Source organism: Agromyces cerinus (assembly GCF_016907835.1).
GTDB lineage: Bacteria > Actinomycetota > Actinomycetes > Actinomycetales > Microbacteriaceae > Agromyces > Agromyces nitratus.
Genome location: NZ_JAFBCT010000001.1, coordinates 3,773,969 through 3,793,383, shown reverse-complemented (window position 1 = coordinate 3,793,383; position 19,415 = coordinate 3,773,969). Strand labels below are relative to the sequence as shown.

The following is a 19,415-nucleotide window of genomic DNA, read 5'->3' as shown; positions in this document are numbered from 1 at the left end:
CGCGGATTTCCGAAACCGTCTGCTTGAAGGGTAATTGAAGGTTTCCTTCAGGACACGGCACCAGTTGTGGGGTCGACTTGGGGTGGCCCGGTGCGTCGCAGCACCCGCCGCCTACCCGAGTGATGACGGAGGACCGCCATGTCTGCAGGACGCACCACGGTGAAGACGGTGGCGGTCGTCGCCGCACTGGCGCTGGTCGCGACGGGAGCGATCGCCGCGACCGGTGGATTCGGCGGGGGCGCGGAACCCGGTGAACCGCTCGCACGCGAGTCGATGCTCACGCCCGACGAACTCGGCGACGGCACCTTCGACGGACTGCAGTACGCCGATCCATCCGACGGGCTCGCGCTCATCGACGCCCCCGAGGCGTCCAGCGACGGCAGCGCCCAGCTGTCGTACCCGATCCTCGTGCCGCAGGGTCGCGGCATGACCCCGGAGCTCTCGCTCGACTACACCTCCGCCACCGACTCGAGCTGGGCTGGCGCCGGGTGGGACCTCGGCGTCGGCACCGTCGAGGTCGACACGAGTTTCGGCGTGCCCTACTTCGATCCGGCCAAGGAATCGGAGTCGTACTCGCTCGACGGCTCGATGCTCGTGCCGAACGCGCTCGGCGACACGTGGGAGAACCGGATCGCCGACCGCCAGGACTTCACCCGACAGGTCGAGACCGAGTACGAGCAGATCATCCGCCACGGCGACGGCCCGAAGAACTACTGGTGGGAGGTCCGCGACAAGATGGGCGGCATCCGCTGGTACGGCGCCGTGCCCGACGCCGGCGGCCCCATGGGCGGCCCCCTCGGGGTCACCGACGGCTCCGAGGACCCGGGCCCCAACACCAGCGCGCTCGACCCCGACTCCGTCGTCGTCGACGACGACGGCAACATCGTCAAGTGGCTGCTGTCGGCGCAGCGCGACGTCGGCGTCAACATGTTCCGCTACGACTACGACCTGCTGACCTATCGATTCGACGAGGCCGACGGCGTCTGGGTGGCGGATGCCGCGTGCGTCGACGACGTCGACACTCTCTGCGCGCGCCACACCTACCTGCGCAGCATCTTCTACACCGAGGCAGCAGAGGCGTCCGACGAGAACCACCCGGTCGAGGGGTACCACGAGGAACCGCCGTACGAGATCCGCTTCGTCCGGATGACGGAGCGCACGAACCCGTCGACGAACCTGCCGTACGGGCTGCGCATGGACACCACGATCGACGCGACGGGGCGCTACCTCGACCTGCTCGCCGAACAGCTCGCGAGCGTCGAGGTCTGGCACGGCGACCTCGAGGTCGACGGCGGGCGCGTCTACGACAAGCTCGCCACCCGCTACGACCTCGGCTACGCGACCGGACCGTTCGGCAAGACCCTGCTGTCGACCGTGACCCAGGGCGCCGGCACCGCCGCCGCGGTCACCCACACCTTCGAGTACTTCAACGAGGTGCAGGACGGCCCCGATTCGTACGCGGGCTTCGCGACCGACCCGACGTGGGACACGGGCGCCACCGGCGATGCCGACGACATCGGCGACCGCGCGTTCCTCGACGAGAACATCTCCGGCGGCGCACTCGGCGGCGCGGAGTCGAACTCCGCCGAGGGGCACGTCTACATCGGCTTCAACCCCGCAGTGCCGCAGAAGGTCGGCTCGTTCGGCGCCTCGATCCAGATCGGCGGAGGCCAGACCGACGGCATCGAGGAGCTCATCGACCTCAACGGCGACGGGCTGCCCGACAAGGTCTGGAAGCAGGACGGCCAGGCGACCGCGAGTTCGGTCTGGTACCGGCTGAACCTCGGCGGACCGAGTGGCGAGCAGAAGTTCAGCGAACCGATCGCGCTGACCACCCTCAGCGGCAAGGGACTCTCGCGCGACCACGAGTTCCAGCTCCAGGTGGCCCTCGAGGCCCACATCATCGTGACCGCCTCGTTCGGCGTCGGCGGAGCCGTCGCGTGGGGCGACGTGTACTTCACCGACGCGAACGCCGACGGGCTGCCCGACCTCGTGCACGAGGGCGCGGTGTACTTCAACCGGCTGACGAGCGGGGTTCCCACGTTCCTCGCCGGCAGCACCGGCACCCCCGTGCCGCTGGCCGACGGCGGCATGGCGCCCGAGGTGAACAGCACCGAACTCGATCTCCTGCAGCAGCGCCTGCAGGCGGCATCCCCGCCCATCGACACCGTGCGCCGCTGGATCGCGCCGTTCGACGGCACGGTCTCGGTCGAGGGCGCCGCCGTACTCGACCCCGCCGAGAGCGCGGAGACCGACGACGGCGTGCGCGTTGCCATCCAGCTCAACGAGGGGCAGGAGTTCGCCGAGACCCTCGCCGCTGCCGGGGACCAGGCATTCGACACGCCGACCGCGCTCGACGTGCAGCGCGGCGACCGCATCTACTTCCGCGTCGGTTCGCTCGACAACGGTGCCCACGACGAGGTCGCCTGGTCGCCGCAGGTGGTCTACACGGCGATCGACGGCGCCGCCGTCGTCGACGAGGGCTCGGTCGACCCGGTGCCCGACGACACCACCGAGATCCCGCTCGATGTGAACGGACTCTCGCAGACCTCGTACAACGCCACCGCCGACTTCACCCTGGCGGGCCGGCCGAACACCCGCGTCGTCATGCCCTACGACGGCACCGTGCGGTTCACCACGACCGTGGTGAAGTCGAAGGCGACGAGCGACGACCTGCGCCTCGTGCTCGACCGCACCGATGCGGACCCGCTGGAGGTGATCGAGGTCGACATCCCCGATGCCACCGGCACCCCCGAGGGCGGCGGCGCAGCCGTGCCCATCGTCGACGGCGTCATCCCGGAGGACTTCGTCGGCACCATCGAGTTCCAGGCGGATGTCTCGGTGTCCGGCCCGGTCGCGGCCGACCCCGACGTCGCCGGCGACGAGCCCGAGACCGACAGCCTGCACACGCACCTCGCGGTCGACTCCACCATCGACCTGACCGCGATCTCGTGGAATCCGGCGATCCACTACACCGCCGCGACCGACGAGGACGGCGACCCGATCGAGGTGCAGAAGACGATCGAGGGCGTGCTGACCGACACCAAGCGCGTCGAGCTCGCCCCCGAGATCGAGCAGTACCCGAACCGCTCGACCGCGCAGGTCTCCACCGGCTGGGCGGCCGACGAGACCGCCGGCTACGACGAGCTCCGCATCGAGCACGCCGTGCTCACCCCGGTCGCCGACGAGCTGCCGAGCCGTGACGTCGTGCTCACGATCAAGACCCGCGACGGGCTGGGGTGGAAGAAGTCGGTGACGCTCGCGGCGTCGGCCGAGGAGACGGTCGTCGACCTCACGGATCCGTTCGGCGACGACGACACGATCGGGCTCGAAGACGGCGAGGAGTACTGGTTCGAGCTGAGCGCGCGCGAACCCGCGCTCTCCGACTCCCTCTCGCAGGAGGCCATCACGGTCACGCTCGGCGAGGACACGGCGTCCCCTGACGTCGTGACGCCCCCGGTCGCACTCACGTGGACCGGCCGGCAGGGCATCTTCCCGCTCGCGTACCGGGGCTGGGGCGTCGCCGGCTACACGGCGAGTGAGGCTTTGGCGACCACCCTCATCGACGAGGACGCCTTCGTCATCGACGAGGACGCGCAGCAGGCCACCGAACCGGCCGGCGGTTTCGACGACCTGTGCACCGGCTCGGTCACCGAGTGCGAGGCCGAGCCCGACATCGACCCGTCGTACGCGTACCTGCCGCTGCTGAACCCCGATTCGCTCGGCGCCGAGGCCGACCCGATCGACGCACCGCAGTGGCGCGGAACGCGCGACAACCTCGCCGCGTCCGCCGACCGGATGCGCTCGTCGCGGCTCGCATCCGACACCGTCACGCTCGGCCTCGACGAAGGCGGGGCCGCCGACGGCGTCACCCGCATCTCGGTCACCGGCCCCTCGCTCTCGCTCGCCTTCGGATTCGGTCCGCTCGGCGGGTCGGTCGGCGTCGGCCCGAGCTGGAGCCTCGTCGACTACGAGGACCTGAACGGCGACGGCTACCCCGACGTCATCACGCCCGAGCAGGTGCAGTACACGAGCCAGCGCGGCATCCTCTACAAGTCCGTGGACGGGCCGAGCGAGCGACGCGACCTCGTCAACCAGGACCTCACCATCAACGCCTCGGGCGGCCTCGACGCCGGCCTCGTCGACATCGCGGCCAACAACAAGGGCAAGACGAACACGACGCAGGGCAACGCCGCCTCGAAGGGCGGCAAGGCGGCCGACAGCGACCCGGGACTCGGCGCCGGCTTCGGCCTGAGCATCGGCGGCGGCTTCGACCTCGGGTTCACGAACCCCAACGAGTCGGGCCCCTCGGGCGGGCCGCTCTCGGCGGACTACGGCCCACCCGCCGAGGCATCCGAGATCCCGCAGAGCGGCGACGACACCGCGCCGATGTCGCAGGAGCTCGCCGACGTCAACGGCGACGGGCTGCCCGACGTGGTCTACACGAACCCGAGCGGCGTGTTCGTGCGCTACAACCTCGGCTACGACTTCGCCGATGCGGCGCTGCCGCTCGCGACCGGCGGGTTCAATACCCAGGAGTCGATCGGCGGCCACGCGTCGGCCGGCTTCTCGACGCCGTGGGGCGAGTTCTCGGGCGGGCTGTCGTTCAACTGGAACTACGACATGGCCCGGTTCGCGTGGATCGACGTGAACGGCGACGGCATTCCCGACCGGCTGCACAAGGCATCGGCCGGCGGGCAGCCGACGGTCGAGTTCGGCACCGGCTCGGGCCTCGCTCCGGCGGTCGACTTCGGCGACTTCGCGCAGGCGTCCGGAGTCGGCGTCGCGGATCTTGGCGCCTCGCCGCAGGTCTCGTACGACCGCTCGCAGGGCATCGGCGGCGGTGTCGACTTCACGGTCTACGCCGGCCCCCTGTGCTTCGTCGCGTGCTACCTGGTCGTCAACCCCGGCGCGTCGTACCAGAACTCGGTGAGCTTCTCGGAGGTCACGCTCGAGGACATCGACGGCGACGGCTTCGTCGACTCGCTGGCCTCGACCGACGACCACGAGGTGAGCGTGCAGCGCAACACCACAGGCCGCACCAACCTGCTCTCCGCAGTCACCAACCCCCTCGGCGGCACCGTCAGCCTCGACTACGAGCGCTACGGCAACACCGTCGACCACCCCGACTCCACCTGGGCGCTCAGCCGCGTCGAGGTCGACGACGGGCGCACGGGCGACGGCGTGGATGTCTCGGTCTCGACCTTCGACTACGAGAACCCGCGGTTCGACCGGCTGTTCCGCCAGAGCCTCGGCTTCTCGAAGGTCACCGAGCGGGAGCTCGACCCGAGCGACGCCGCCCAGCGGATCACCGAGACCGAGTACCTCAACGACAACGTGTTCGTCGCGGGCCTGCAGACCTCGATGACCGTGCGCGACGGCAGGAACGACACGAAGCTCCGCGCGGCGACCCTCGACTGGGGCATCCGCGACGTGCAGGGTGTGCCCGGCGGCTTCGACCCGCTCGCCGAGGCCGATCTCGTCGACGTCGCGACGGCGATCCCCGCGTTGAGCGGCACCGAGTCGCTCACCTGGTCGTTCGCACCGCTCGTCACCGACAGCGAGGAGCGGTACTTCGCGGCCGACGGCACGACCGTCGGCAACGAGACGAGCGTGAGCTTCGTCTACGACGGCCTCGGCAACGTGCTCGAGCAGCTCGACGAGGGCGAACTCGAGACCGACGCCGACGACGTGCTCACGGTCACCGACTACTCCGACTGCCTGATCTCGGCCTCCGAGGTCGAGCTCGACGGCAACGGCGACTACGACACGGGCGTCGGATGCTTCGGCGAGACCCCGTTCTACCCGATGCCGACCGAGGAGCAGGCTTCGCCGATCTTCTCGCCCGACGTCTGCCCGACGTGGGTGAGCGTGCCGGCCGTCATCACGATGTACGACTCCGACGGCGGCATCCTCCGGCAGCGCGACGGGCGCGACTCGGTCTGCGACAACCAGTCGGTGACGCTCCTCGAGGAGCGCATCAGCGACGACGAGTCCGCCGTGACCGAGTTGCAGTACGACGCGTGGGGCAGCTACAACCGCATCGTCTACCCCGAGGGAGAGGGCGGCGTGCGCTACGCGGTCGAGTACATCTACGACACGAATGTGGGCCATGCGAACATCGCCGAGGTCACCGAGTACGACTTCGACAGCCAGGACGAGGTCGACGTGTTCCTCGACTACGAGGCGGACACCGACCCGGATCCGCTCCGCACCGGCATGACCTCGTTCGCGACCTTCGACTGGAGCTCGGGCAAGGTGGCGAGTCGCACCGATGCGAACGACAACACGACGTCGTACACCTACGACGACCTGTCGCGTCTCGCGTCGATCAGCAACCCGCTGCAGGCCGGCGCCGTGACGTTCGAGTACCACCCGAGCGCCCCGGGCTACGGCTATGCGATCGCCCGGCACGCCGATGCGTTCAACGACGACCCGATCGAGACCGTGCAATTCGCCGACGGCATCGGCCGGATCACCCAGCAGAAGCGCGACGCGCGGGCCGTGAACGCCCAGGGGGTCCCCCTCGAGGGCCGGGTGGTCAGCGGCGCCGTCGTGTACGACCTGTTCGGCCACGAGGCGGAGGTCTACCGGCCGACGTTCGACACGGTCGCGCAGACCGTGTACGAGACGGCGACGTCGCCCGCCCCGACGAAGACGACGCACGTGTTCAACCTGCTCGACCAGGAGACCGAGCAGATCGAGCCCGGCGCGCGCGTGACGGCGACGACGTACGGATTCGGCGACGCCGAGCTCGGCGGTGACGCAGTCGCCGTGCAGCAGGCCGCGAGCACCGACCCCCGCGGCCGGGTGACGACGACCTTCACCGACATCCGCGGCAACGAACTGCAGATGGACGACCAGCCGCTCGACCCGGCCACGCCGAACCCGCTCGACCTGCTGCCGCCCAAGACGGCGACCTACGAGTACAACCCGCTCGGCGAGCTGCTCCAGGTCGTCGACGTGGCCGGCAACCCGACCACCCACACCTACGACGGAGTCGGCAACAAGCTGACGACCGACACCCCCGACGGCGGCCTGGTCGAGACCTGGTTCGACACCGAGGGCAAGGTCATCAAGGAGGTCTCGCCGACCCTGCGGGAGGAGGACGTCAAGACGACCTACCACTACGAGCTGCAGAACCTCGTGAAGGTCGACTACCCCGAGGACACGCCCGACGTGACGTACACGTACGGCGAGGCCGGAGCCGCCGGCAACGGCGCGGGCAGGATCGTGCAGATCGACGACGCCGCCCGCGTGGTGACGCTCGAGTACGACGCGCTCGGCAACACGACCAACCAGCTCAGCGAGATCAAGCTGCACAACTGGCAGGCGGGCGACGAGAAGTTCCAGTGGACCACCGAGTGGGTCTACGACGGGCTCAGCCGCATCTCGACGATGACCTATCCCGACGGCGAGGTGCTGACCTACGACTACGACGCCGGCGGTCTGACGAAGTCGGTCGTGGGCGACGAGCCCGGCCTCGTGCGGGTGCCGCAGCTCGACGCCGACGGCAACCCGATGTTCGATGCCGACGGCAACCCGCTCTACACCGACGAACCGACCACCTGGCACTACGACTACGTGACCGACCGTCGCTACGACGAGTTCCTCGCGCCCGCGGCGATCGACTACGGCAACGGCGCGACCACGTCGTGGACGTACGAGCCGCTCACCCGCTGGCTCAGCAACGTGCGCACCGTCTCGGCGGATCGCCCGTTGAAGGGCAACCCCGTCGCGTACCGCGAGGTGCAGGATCAGTCCTACGGCTACGACGCGGTCGGCAACCCGAAGACGTACTCCAACAACGTGCCCCCGACCGTGACGAACCTGTTCGGCAGCCCGGTCTCGATGACGTACACGTACGACGCGTACGACCGGCTCACCTTCACTTCCGGCTCCGCCGCGGTGTGGAAGAACACGCGCAGCTTCACGTTCGACCTCGATTTCGACGACGCAGGCAACGTCGAGCGGAAGATGCAGGTCGACAAGCTCGGCAGCAAGGTGCAGGCCGACACCTCGTACTCGTTCACCCGCACCTTCGATGCCGACGGCCCGCACCAGGTCAGCACCCAGGGGCAGGACACCTTCCACTACGACGCCGACGGCGAGCTCATCCAGATCGTCAACGGCACCGGCAAGAAGGCGAAGATCACCCGCGAGATCACGTGGAACTGGGCGGGCAAGATGGAACTCGTCGACGAGTACGGCGAGACGACGGAGTACGCGTACGACGATGCCGGCCGGCGGGTCATCGAACGCGGCCCGAACGGCGAGACCGCGTTCATCAACCCGTGGGTCACCGTGCGCAACGGCAACGAGCTCACGAAGCAGATCTGGATCGACGACGAGTTGATCGCGCAGCAGCGCGACCCCGGCGACGACCCGTACTCGGCCGAAGGGCAGCGGTACTTCCTCCACAAGGACCTGCAGGGCAGCACCAACGTCGTCACCGACGCGATCGGCCAGGCGTTCCAGCACCAGGAGTACTTCCCGACCGGCGAGGTGTGGATCGACGAGCACTCCACGGTGTACCGCACCGCGTACCAGTACGCCGGCGCCTACACCGACGAGCGGCGGAGCCTGATCGACTTCGGCGAGCGCTGGTACGACGCCAGGCGTGAGCTGTTCCTGACGGTGGATCCCGCGTTGAGCGAGCCCTTCAGCATCATCGAGGCTCCCGAACTGCAGGCCTCCTATGCCTACGCGGGGTCGAACGCGATCAGGTACACCGACCCGAGCGGTGCGCTCTTCACCATCGCGAAGGCCAACGACATCGTTCGGGCGGCGTGGGACAAGAGCGACGCCGCCGGCAAGATGTCGGGCTTCGGCGCTCTCGGACCGGTCGGCTCGTGGATCGACGCCGGCACGGCGAACCACCTGCCGACATCGTTCGCCACGCTCGGAGCGGGCATGGACCGGGCAGCCGCGAAGAAGTGGCAGGACACCGCCGAGATGTTCGAACCGAACCCGCTCATCGACATCGATCCGGGCGAGGGCACGGTGAAGTTCGGTGCGCCCTACGGCAAGCGGGCGAAGTTCGGCGGCACGGATGCCGCGGCCGCCGCGACCCCGGTCGGCACCGCCACTGGCAACGCGACGTCGGGCGGCACTCCGTCGGTCAACAGCAGCCAGAGTTCGAGCGCGGCGGGCACCTCGAGCGGCGCCGGCGGCATCGCGAAGGCGTCGGGCACGCCCAAACCGCTGCCGGCAACGCCCACGAAGGCGAAACAGAGCGCACCGACGAAGAAGGCGCTGCCGACAGCGCCGACGAAGAACGGCACGCAACCCTCCGCACCGAACTCGACCGGCAGCTGAGCGGCGACTACGGGGAGGACCCACCGGCCGTGCTCGACTGAGCACGGCCGGTACACTTGCAGGGTCAGGCATTCGCCCCGCGGCATCCGCCCGCCGCCGTTCTCTGGAGCTCGCCACTCGTGACCACTGAAGCCACCGCCTCCCCCGCTGCTCCGACGACTCCGGTGCTCGACACCGTCGAGGTCGCGGCGACCACTCCCGAGAAGGAGCAGCCGTACGCCGCCCTGGGCCTGAAGCCCGACGAGTACGAGCGCATCCGCAACATCCTCGGCCGTCGCCCCACGAGCGCCGAGCTCGCGATGTACTCGGTCATGTGGAGCGAGCACTGCTCGTACAAGTCGTCGAAGATCTACCTTCGCCAGTTCGGCAAGAAGGTCACGCCCGAGATGAAGAAGAACCTCATGGTGGGCATGGGCGAGAACGCGGGCGTCATCGACGTCGGCGAGGGCTGGGCGGTCACGTTCAAGATCGAGAGCCACAACCACCCGAGCTACATCGAGCCGTTCCAGGGCGCCGCGACCGGCGTCGGCGGCATCGTGCGCGACATCATCTCGATGGGCGCCCGCCCGGTCGCCGTCATGGACGCGCTGCGCTTCGGCGCCATCGACCACCCCGACACCGCGCGCGTCGTGCACGGCGTCGTCTCGGGCATCAGCTTCTACGGCAACTGCCTCGGCCTGCCGAACATCGGCGGCGAGACCTGGTTCGACCCGGTGTACCAGGCGAACCCGCTCGTCAACGCCCTCGCGGTCGGCGTCATGCGCCACGAAGACCTGCACCTCGCCAACGCCAAGGGCGCCGGCAACAAGGTCGTGCTCTTCGGCGCGCGCACGGGCGGCGACGGCATCGGCGGCGCGTCGATCCTCGCCTCCGACAGCTTCGACGAGGGCGGCCCGACCAAGCGCCCCGCGGTGCAGGTCGGCGACCCGTTCGCCGAGAAGGTGCTCATCGAGTGCTGCCTCGAGCTCTTCGCCGGCGACCTCGTCGAGGGCATCCAAGACCTCGGCGCGGCCGGCATCTCGTGCGCGACCTCCGAGCTCGCGTCGAACGGCGACGGCGGCATGGCCATCGTGCTCGACGACGTGCTGCTGCGCGACCCCACGCTCACGCCCGAAGAGATCCTGATGAGCGAGAGCCAGGAGCGCATGATGGCGATCGTGCGCCCCGAGAAGCTCGACGGCTTCCTCGAGGTCGTCGAGAAGTGGGATGTCGAGACGAGCGTGCTCGGCGAGGTCACCGACACCGGCCGCCTCTCGATCATGTGGCACGGCCAGGAGATCGTGAACGTCGACCCGCGCACCGTCGCCGTCGACGGCCCGGTCTACGAGCGCCCCGTCGCCTACCCCACCTGGATCGACGCCCTGCAGGCCGACACGGCCGCGAAGCTCGACCGCCCGGCGACGCCCGAAGAGATCCGCGAGCAGTTCCTGAAGCTCGTCGGCTCGGCGAACCAGGCGGACGCCGCGTGGGTCACCAACCAATACGACAAGTACGTGCTCGGCAACACCGCGCTCAGCTACCCCGACGACGCGGGCATGGTGCGCGTCGACGAGGAGTCGGGCCTCGGCGTCTCGGTCGCGACCGACGCCAACGGCCGCTACTCGCAGCTCGACCCGCGTCAGGGTGCGAAGCTCGCCCTCGCCGAGGCGTACCGCAACGTCGCCGTCTCCGGCGCGGTGCCCGCCGCCGTCTCCGACTGCCTGAACTTCGGCTCCCCCGAGAACCCCGAGGTCATGTGGCAGTTCTCCGAGACCGTCGAGGGCCTCAGCGACGGATGCCTCGAGCTCGGCATCCCCGTCACAGGCGGCAACGTCTCGTTCTACAACCAGACCGGCGACGTGCCGATCCACCCGACGCCCGTGATCGCCGTGCTCGGCGTGATCGACGACGTCGCCCGCCGCATCCCCTCGGGCTGGCAGGACGACGGCCACAACATCTACCTCCTCGGCGACACCGCGCTCGAGCTCGACGGCTCCGCGTGGGCCGGCGTCGTGCACGGCCACCTCGGCGGTCGCCCGCCGGCGGTCGACCTCGCCGGCGAGAAGCGCCTCGCCGAACTGCTGAACGCCGCGGCGATCGAGGGCCTCATCGACTCGGCGCACGACCTCTCCGATGGCGGTCTCGCGATCGCCCTCGCCGAGGCGGTCGGCCGCTTCGGTCTCGGCGCCCGCGTCGTGCTCGACGAGGTCGCCGGCGACGCCGGCATCGACCTCGCGACCGCGCTCTTCTCCGAGTCGACGGGCCGCGTCATCGTGACGGTGCCGCGCGAAGACGACGTGAAGTTCCGCGGCCTCTGCGACGGACGCGACTACCCCGTGCGCCGCATCGGCGTGACCGACGCCACCTCGGGCGCGCTCGAGGTGCAGGGCCTCTTCACGGTCTCGATCGACGAGCTGCGCGGCATCAACCGCGCGCCGCTCGCCGACGCGTTCGGTCCGATCGTCGGCTACTGACGCCGGTCGAACCGCTCGTCGAGTAGCGAAGCGCATCGAGACCCCATGACCGAGTCCGAGTCGTACACCGAGGCGTACGCGGCATCACATGGCCGCTTCGCGGTCATCCCGGCGGCGTATGTCGTGCTCCGGCGCGGCGACGAGGTGCTGCTGCAGCTGCGCCGCGGCACGGGCTACTTCGACGAGCACTGGGCGTGCGGAGCGGCCGGCCACGTCGAGCAGGGCGAGTCCCTGCTGGCCGCCGCCGTGCGCGAGACCCGCGAAGAGCTGGGGGTCGAGCTCGACGAGTCGGCGCTCACCGTGCTGACCGTCATGCACCGCACCGGCGGCGCACCGCACCGGGCGATCGAGGAGCGCATCGACGTCTTCTTCAGCGCGACCGCGTGGCGCGGTGAACCGACGCTCATGGAGGACAAGGCGGTCGAGCTCACCTGGTTCCCCCTCGAGGCCCTGCCCCACCCGGTCGTGCCGCACGAGCTCGCGGTGCTCGAGGCGCTGCGCGACGGCCGCCTCTCCCCCATCACGCCGTACGGGTTCTGATCGTGGCATCCGAATCGTGGCCGCTCGCACTCATCTGGGTGCCGGTCGCGGTGTTCGCGCTCGCGATCGTGATCGGCATCGTCGTGCGCTGGATCCGCGCGCCGCGCGGTACCCGCTCGCGCCTGCGGCATGCGCTCGGGCCGCTCATGAGCGCCGGCGAGAAGTACCAGGAGCTGCACACCGGCCAGCGCGGGCTGCAGGACTCGATCATCGAGTCGATTCAGGAGCAGGAGTCGCACGGCTCGGGGCGCGGTACGGGTGACGACGATCAGCCGGGTCTGCGAGCACCATGAGGAGCCGGAGCATCGGTCATGGCGAGCGGGACCGTGTCGCACTGCGCCCGGTGCTCCGTGTCGGCGTGAGCGCGAGCGGATGCCGCGTGAGTCGCGGTAGCCTGTCGGCCACGGGTCGGTGCAACGACTGACCGACGGACGTATGGGAGCGAGACGATGGACGGATTCTTCGGATGGAACCTGCTCGCACTCATCGTCGGCATCGCCTACCTCGCCGCCATCGTCTGGGTCGTATCGCTGATCTTCCGGAGCGATGAGTTGAACGAACTCGAGCGCTGGGTCTGGGTGATCGCGGTGATCTGCTTCCCGCTCGTCGGCTCCATCGTGTGGTTCGCCGCCGGGCCGCACCCCTTCGGCATCCGCATCAGCCGCGACCTGCGATAACCCATGGAGTTCGACACTGTGCTGCCGCGTTCGGCGAGCGCCGGCGTGCTTGCGGAGATTCTGCGGCTCGCCTCACCGAACAGAGTGAGTGCGACGGGAGTTTCGCAGCATGGAGACCGCCATTTCCAGTTTCACGCGGAACTCGATGTCCATGCACGAGAGTGGCAGATGGTATCCAGCTTCGGCAAGGTCTATTCGTACCGCAACGGAACCGTGTCAATGCCGCCTGACCCTCCCCGCCAATTCGAGTTCGGGCGCGGTATGCCCCATGAGATTGGGATCCTGTGCCCCGACCAGCTGCTGCTTTGGGGGCGTCGAAGCGAGAGCTTCTACCCGGTGCTGGCGCAGGAGATCGGATCGCACTCGATTCTGCTCACGTTCGAGCACATCGATGACCCCGCATTTCGCTCCACGATGGTCATCGACCGTCGACTCGGCGTGATCCGTAAGACCGCCATGCTCGGCGACCTCACCATCCTCACCGATGTTCGGATCGACCAACCCATGACCTGGGCGACGAACTTCCAGTTCGCTCCGATCACGGACTGGATCCGACCCGACTACTGAGTGGCGCCGCTCCCGCTCGCTCGACGTCACTCACCCTCAGCGGGCACCGGCCACCGCATGCGACGGAGGACCTACATTCGACCCAGCTGGTCCGGGCTCAGCAATGCCGGCACAAGGATCAATCCGGACACCAGCAGGATCGAACCGACAACCAGCCATTGGACGCCACGAGTTCGGACCTCTGCGCGCGTCTCGTTCGGAAATGCGGAGCTGTCCTCCGCCCGCCCAGCCGTCGCAATGCGCACCGAGCCACGGGCCACCGCCACGAGCCCTGCCACCGTCAGCAGGATCGTCAGCACCCATTCGGCCCAATCCTCGATCACGCGTCCACCCTGCACTGTTCAGCTGAGGCTTCGCTGATCTCGGTCTCGGTCTCGGTCTCGGTCTCGGTCTCGGACGATCCCGGCGGGTGGTCCCATCGGCATCGGCGTCACCCGCGACCTCCGGGAGCCCCGCGCACGCCGGTCCAGAGGGCGGCCCACTGCGGGCCGGTGAGCCGGCTCGGCAACACATCCGCGGCAACGCCGACGGAGTGCAGCAGCGCGCGAACCCGCTCCGCGGGCACCGGCCGCGAGGTGCGGCGGAGGATCTGAGCGAGCCCGCGCCCCTTCCCCCGGTAGACCTCGGCGACGAACGCCTGATACGCGGCACGGTCGGCAGCCGGCACAAGCGGCTCGGAGCGCCGCTCGATCGTGAAGACCCCGCCGTCGACCGACGGTGACGGCTTGAACGCCCGCGCCGGCACGCGCTCGTGCAGCCGGAACGTGAACCACGGGTCCCACTGCGCCGTGAGCAGGCTCGAGCCGCCGACCCCGCAACGACGCCGCGCGACCTCCCACTGGGTGAGCAGGATCGCGTCGGTCCAGCCTCCCCGAGCGAGGAGGGAGCGCATGATCGCCGTCGTCAGGTGGAACGGCACGTTGCCGACGACGGTGTGCTGCGCGGAGGGATACCGCCACGCGAGGGCGTCGGCCTCCACGATCGACACGTGCGCTTCATCCCCGAACTCACGACGGAGCGAGTCGGCCCGGCGCCGGTCGATCTCAAGCGCGGTGAGGGGCCTGCCGAGCGCGGCGAGTTCGCGCGTGATCGCACCGCTGCCGGCGCCGAGCTCGACGATCGGGCCGCGCGTCGCGGCCGTCAGCGCGACGAACCCTTCGACGACGCGGCGATCGACCAGGAAGTTCTGGCCGAGTTCGTGCCGGCCGCCGAACGCCGGCGGGGCGAGTGAGGAGGCCGGAGCCGGCGCTCGACGGGAGCGGGCGGACCGCCCGGAACGGGAGGCAGAAGACGAGAAGGGAAGGGAAGAAGGGTTGTGCGTACGCAATGAGAACTCCGCTGGCGAGGATCGTCAGCCGGGCGCGCCGAAGGGGCACCGCGGCCAGGGTCTTTGGCCGAGGCGGAGGGACGCGTGAAGGTTCGGTCGCTCCGCCTCAGGCGGTGCGGGGCCGAATGATCAGAGCGGAGAAATTGCAGGACACGATCGTCGACACTAGCAAACGGTGCCGTTCAGCGCAGCAGTGAACTGCTCAGGCCCCCGACGGCGGATCCGCGAGCAGCTCCACCCGGTCGGCGAGAGAGCGACCGAGCGGCGGATCCACCTCGGAAACGGGGTGGTGAATCTGCCGCCCTTCGCCAAGCGCCGAGACGGCTTCACGAACGGCGAGGCGTCCGTACGGAACATGAGTGACTGCCTCAGGTCCCGCACGGACGCCTCCGCCTGCCGCTAGCGCGCGTTCAGCGTGAACCGCACGGTCGTGGCGTTGCCCGAGACGTCGTACACCACGAGCGTGTTCTCCCCGCTCACCGCACCGAAGACACCGGGCACCACGAAGTTGAGGTCGGACCAGGCGTTGTTCGTCAGATCCTTCGCGACCCCGTTGAGGGTGAGGCGGTCGACCTTCCCCGCATCGTTCAGCTTGAACGACACCTTGCCGTAGGTGCCGTCGGCGCCCACCGTGAACTCCTCGCCCGACTTCACCGTCACCGTAGGAGCAGTGGAGTCGAGGATGAACCGCACGGTCGTGGCGTTGCCCGAGACGTCGTACACCACGAGCGTGTTCTCCCCGCTCACCGCACCGAAGACACCGGGCACCACGAAGTTGAGGTCGGACCAGGCGTCGTTCGTCAGATCCTTCGCGACCCCGTTGAGGGTGAGGCGGTCGACCTTCCCCGCATCGTTCAGCTTGAACGACACCTTGCCGTAGGTGCCGTCGGCGCCCACCGTGAACTCCTCGCCCGACTTCACCGTCACCGTAGGAGCAGTGGCATCGACGACAGCAGGCGTGACCGTGAGGTCGCGGAGCCGTCCGAAGTTGTCGAACGACCCGAAGCCCACTCGGCCCTTACCGAACGTGAGATCGTTCGCGGTCAGCAACGGCGTATCAAGCCCGTCGACGTAGACGGCGATGTCGCCGCTGTCCGCACATCGAACGACACGGACGTCGTGCCACTCCTCGTCGGTGACGGCCGGCGGCGCGCCGATCGAGCCATCCCACTGCTGATCGATCCGCTCGCGATCGGCGTTATCGACCTTGAAGATGCCGTTGTGGGCATAGATCGTATTGTCCTGCGAGAGGTGGGCGTAGTAGTACTCCGTGTCGGACTGCCAGCCGAACACCACGATGACATCGCGGTTGTTCACCGACGCCGGCGCATCGAGCCGCACCTGCGCAGCGAGATCGAACGAACCGAGCTCCGGGCCCTCGCTGAGCACGGCGTACTCGAATGGGCGACGGATGCCGTCGTTCGGGTTCGTACCGGCCTCAGCGAGGATGACCTCGTCGCCGGGGAACTGCCACTTGGCGGGAGTCCGTGGCGCCCAATCGTCCGCAGAGGTCACATCGGTGATGGGAGTGCCGGCAGGTGCGCACGTGGGCGGAGCCGGAGTCTCGGGCGGTGTGGCGGCGAACAGCGCGTACTGCGCGGCGATCTGCTCGGCTGTCGGCACCACGTCGAGAAGCATCACGTTGTCCATCCGTCCGTTGAACGGGTTGGCCTCTCGGGTGTTCTGGGGAAAGCTCCCGCCGATCTTGATGCCTGCTGGCGCGGTGTCTGACGTGGGTCCCGATCCCCATGGGTTGGACGCCGTGTAGTCGCCCTCGAGTTCCTCTCCGTTCATGAACAGCCGCATCTCACCCGCGGCGAAGTCGAAGGTCGCGGCGAGGTGAACCCACTTCCCCTTCTGCAGGATCTCGTCCCACGGTTTCTCGGCCGCGAACGTCCATGAGCCCGCACCGTCGAGGCGACGACCGAGCGCGACCAGCTTGAGCTCGCCGTTCACGGTGATCACCTCCAGAAGGGCGCGCACAGCGTGGCCGTCCGACGTGCCGGTGAGCACACCCGCCAAGCCGATCGCGTTGTAGCGGTCGTCCGGGTTCGCGCTCCCCGAGTTCAGCGCCGGATGATCGCCGGTGGGCTTGAACCATCCCATGACGGCGGCCTGGTCGGTGCCCGCGAGCGCTTCGAGCGTCTGCACGCCGGAAGCGTCGTACACGCCGGCCTTCCAGTCGTCGTTCGACGAGGTTCGCGGGCTCATCTGCTGGGTCTGCAGTGCCTCGCCCGCCCCCGGGTATGCCCGGTCGGCGACTCGCATCTCCACCCCGCCGTTGACGAGCGAGATGTTCGTCCCCGACCATCCCTGGTCGGCCTCGACCGTCGGGTCACCGGCGGCGGGGTGATCGAAGTCATAGTGCGCAACGAGGTTCGGGGCGAGTTCCGGAAGGGCGAAGGGCGACGACGGTCCGATGTTCCTGGCACCCGTGACCTTCCAGATCTTTCCGTTCGCCTTCGCCACCAGGTAGAGCTCCCCATCGGCATCCGCGCCGAATCGCAAGTCGACACGCGTGTCGCCGACCAACTCCTGGAACGTCGTCTCCTGACCGTCGTGGAAGACGCGCAGCTCCTCGATCGTCGCGAGGTCCGCGATGTCTCCGTCGTTGCGCACCATCTGATCGGCCTGTGCCGACAGCACCCATCCGCGAACGAGGTCGGTGAAGAGGTAACGACCCCGCAGTTCGGGGATGTCGCCGCGGTATACGAAGCCGCCGTTCACGGCGACGCCGGCGTCGCCGGTCTGCCCGGGGTCGCGGTTGTGGTCGTATGCGGCCACCGGGTAGGTGTAGCCGTACTGTGCGTCGTCAGCCGGCAGCGGGAAGATCTGCCGGTTGTCTGCGAGGAACGAACCCTCGCGCTCGGACCAACCGAAGTTGTCCCCCGGTTCGACCGCGTACACGGACTCCACCTGCCATTCGCCGATGTGAGCGAGGTACATCGTGTGGTCACCGGCCGGGTCCCAGCTGATCCGGTGCGGGTCGCGCATGCCGATGGCGTAGATCTCCGGCAGGGCACCGGCCTCGTCGACGAAGGGGTTGTCGCCCGGCACGCCGTACTCGCCGTTCGCGCTGCTGTCGCCGGAAGGGTTGATGCGCAGGATCTTGCCCTGCGGCGTCGCGAGATCCTGCGGGTTGCCGTTGCCGACGCCATTGCCGCCGTCGCCGACGAGCACGTAGAGGTTGCCGTAGTCCGCGTCGCCTGGGTCCACAGTGGGGTTGAAGGCGATCTGCTGCACGGTGTGCACCCGACCGGCGAACGGGATGCGCATGACCTCCCGATGGGTGCCCTCGAAGGTCGCCGCCGACGGGTCGTTCGCCGTCCACTCGGTGATCACACTGTGGAAGGCAGTGTTGCCGAACCCGGGGAAGTCGGGCGTGTCCTCCGTGAGGGCGCTGCCGCCCTCGGTGTGCACGGTGTAGAAGAGGCCGTTCTCGCCGAAGTCCGGGTGGAACTCCGCCGCCCCGAGGCCTGTGCCCAGTCCGGCGCTGTTGTGGAAGTTGTCGATGAACTGGTCGCGGACGTTGAGATAGGGGACGTACTCCCCGGTCTCCTTGTCGACCAGGTAGAGGATCGCGTTGTTGTCGGGCACCATCAGGCGGCCTGAGCCGTCCGGCACCTCGTCGAGGTGCGTGATCCTGTTGTGCCGCACCAGTCGCTGGTCCTGCGTCGCGGGAGTCGTCTGCGACGGTGGAAGCTGCGCGAGCTCGGTCACCTCGATGCCGAGCACGGAGCGCGCGGGATCGGGGAGGGGGTTGAGCAGCGGATCGGGGGCCTGCGTGCCGCCGGGGGCGCAATCGGCGGGGTTGCCGGTCGCGATTGCGAGGTTCTCGCGGGCAGTGTCGATGGCGACGTCGTCGAGCATGAGCCGTCCGGCGCTCGACGCGCCGTTCTTCCAGAAGAACCGGTCGAGCGCCCCGTTCACCGCCTGACGGAATCCGAACTGCTGCTCGGTGCCTTCGGGGAGACGGGTGACCTCGGTGTACGGTCCACCCTGGCTGTAGACCGTGACCTTGTCGGCCGCGTTGTCGGCGACGATCCAGACGCACTGCCACGTGTCGCGCGACCAGGCTCCGACGGGCTTGAAGGCGCCCGCGTCGCGGACGAGCATGACGTCGCTGTTCTGGTTGTTGATGTACGCCCGGCTGTTCGGGTAGTCCGTCGGCGCGTCCACGTCGGTGAGCCCGAACGAGGTGTCCACGCTGCCGGTGCGCATGAAGCGGAAGAAGAGGGTTCCGGTGGCGCCTTCGGCGATCGGGGGGATGGCTCGATACGCCTGCTGCGTCCCGCCGACGGACTCGAGAACCTGATTGTTCCCGTTGAGCGGATCCGCGATCACTCGTGGTGCACCGGATGCCGTCCAACCGTCCTGACCGTGGAGCGCGGTGCGCTCGTACTGCTCGAAGTCGAGCACTTCGGTGAACGGCTCCGCTGCCGAGGCTGGGCCGCCGGTCAGCACGGAACTGAAGACGGCCATCGCTGCGACGACTGCGACGGCCCGTCGCGCACCTGCCGATCCGGAGCGTTT

At 68.8% G+C, this 19,415-nt stretch carries 9 protein-coding genes; 6 read left to right on the top strand and 3 right to left on the bottom strand.

The annotated features are described in order from the left end of the window. Nucleotides 1–138: 138 nt before the first annotated feature. The 6 genes from JOE59_RS17715 to JOE59_RS17690 all read left to right on the top strand — a co-directional run bounded on the left by JOE59_RS17715 (nucleotide 139) and on the right by JOE59_RS17690 (nucleotide 13,555). The gene (locus tag JOE59_RS17715) at nucleotides 139–9,318 is read left to right on the top strand and encodes a toxin TcdB middle/N-terminal domain-containing protein (RefSeq protein ID WP_204462875.1); all 9,180 of its coding nucleotides are present in this window, start codon (nucleotides 139–141) and stop codon (nucleotides 9,316–9,318) included. A 119-nt stretch (nucleotides 9,319–9,437) separates the two neighbouring features. After that, nucleotides 9,438–11,771, top strand: coding sequence for a phosphoribosylformylglycinamidine synthase subunit PurL (gene purL / locus JOE59_RS17710; protein ID WP_204462873.1), 2,334 nt, complete (start codon nucleotides 9,438–9,440; stop codon nucleotides 11,769–11,771). A 45-nt stretch (nucleotides 11,772–11,816) separates the two neighbouring features. After that, the gene (locus JOE59_RS17705) at nucleotides 11,817–12,311 is read left to right on the top strand and encodes an NUDIX hydrolase (RefSeq protein ID WP_204462871.1); all 495 of its coding nucleotides are present in this window, start codon (nucleotides 11,817–11,819) and stop codon (nucleotides 12,309–12,311) included. Between the two features lie 2 nt (nucleotides 12,312–12,313). Beyond that, entirely contained in the window at nucleotides 12,314–12,604 is a 291-nt protein-coding gene (locus JOE59_RS17700) for a hypothetical protein (RefSeq protein WP_204462868.1), read from the top strand. A gap of 156 nt (nucleotides 12,605–12,760) precedes the next feature. Continuing rightward, nucleotides 12,761–12,988: a PLDc N-terminal domain-containing protein gene (locus JOE59_RS17695; RefSeq protein WP_204462866.1), complete on the top strand. Its 228-nt coding sequence runs from the start codon at nucleotides 12,761–12,763 to the stop codon at nucleotides 12,986–12,988. A gap of 3 nt (nucleotides 12,989–12,991) precedes the next feature. Further along, a complete protein-coding gene (locus JOE59_RS17690; protein WP_204462864.1) occupies nucleotides 12,992–13,555 on the top strand; it encodes a hypothetical protein in 564 nt (187 codons plus the stop codon). 71 nt (nucleotides 13,556–13,626) lie between these two features. On the opposite strand, the gene JOE59_RS17685 is transcribed toward JOE59_RS17690, so the two are convergent. The 3 genes from JOE59_RS17685 to JOE59_RS17675 all read right to left on the bottom strand — a co-directional run bounded on the left by JOE59_RS17685 (nucleotide 13,627) and on the right by JOE59_RS17675 (nucleotide 19,364). Continuing rightward, nucleotides 13,627–13,878, bottom strand: a complete 252-nt coding sequence (locus JOE59_RS17685; protein ID WP_204462862.1) for a hypothetical protein — start codon at nucleotides 13,876–13,878, stop codon at nucleotides 13,627–13,629. Between the two features lie 107 nt (nucleotides 13,879–13,985). Then, the gene (gene erm, locus JOE59_RS17680; RefSeq protein ID WP_374191140.1) at nucleotides 13,986–14,735 is read right to left on the bottom strand and encodes a 23S ribosomal RNA methyltransferase Erm; all 750 of its coding nucleotides are present in this window, start codon (nucleotides 14,733–14,735) and stop codon (nucleotides 13,986–13,988) included. Nucleotides 14,736–15,281: 546 nt separating this feature from the next. Then, on the bottom strand, nucleotides 15,282–19,364 hold the full coding sequence (locus JOE59_RS17675) for a PQQ-dependent sugar dehydrogenase (RefSeq protein WP_239560368.1): 4,083 nt from the start codon (nucleotides 19,362–19,364) through the stop codon (nucleotides 15,282–15,284). Between the last annotated feature and the right edge of the window lie 51 nt (nucleotides 19,365–19,415).

Coding starts and splice junctions, on each gene's coding strand:
- JOE59_RS17675 (WP_239560368.1), bottom strand. CDS start 19,364: ATGGCCGTCTTCAGTTCCGTGCTGACCGGCGGCCCAGCCTCGGCAGCG.
- JOE59_RS17715 (WP_204462875.1), top strand. CDS start 139: ATGTCTGCAGGACGCACCACGGTGAAGACGGTGGCGGTCGTCGCCGCA.
- JOE59_RS17695 (WP_204462866.1), top strand. CDS start 12,761: ATGGACGGATTCTTCGGATGGAACCTGCTCGCACTCATCGTCGGCATC.
- JOE59_RS17705 (WP_204462871.1), top strand. CDS start 11,817: ATGACCGAGTCCGAGTCGTACACCGAGGCGTACGCGGCATCACATGGC.
- JOE59_RS17690 (WP_204462864.1), top strand. CDS start 12,992: ATGGAGTTCGACACTGTGCTGCCGCGTTCGGCGAGCGCCGGCGTGCTT.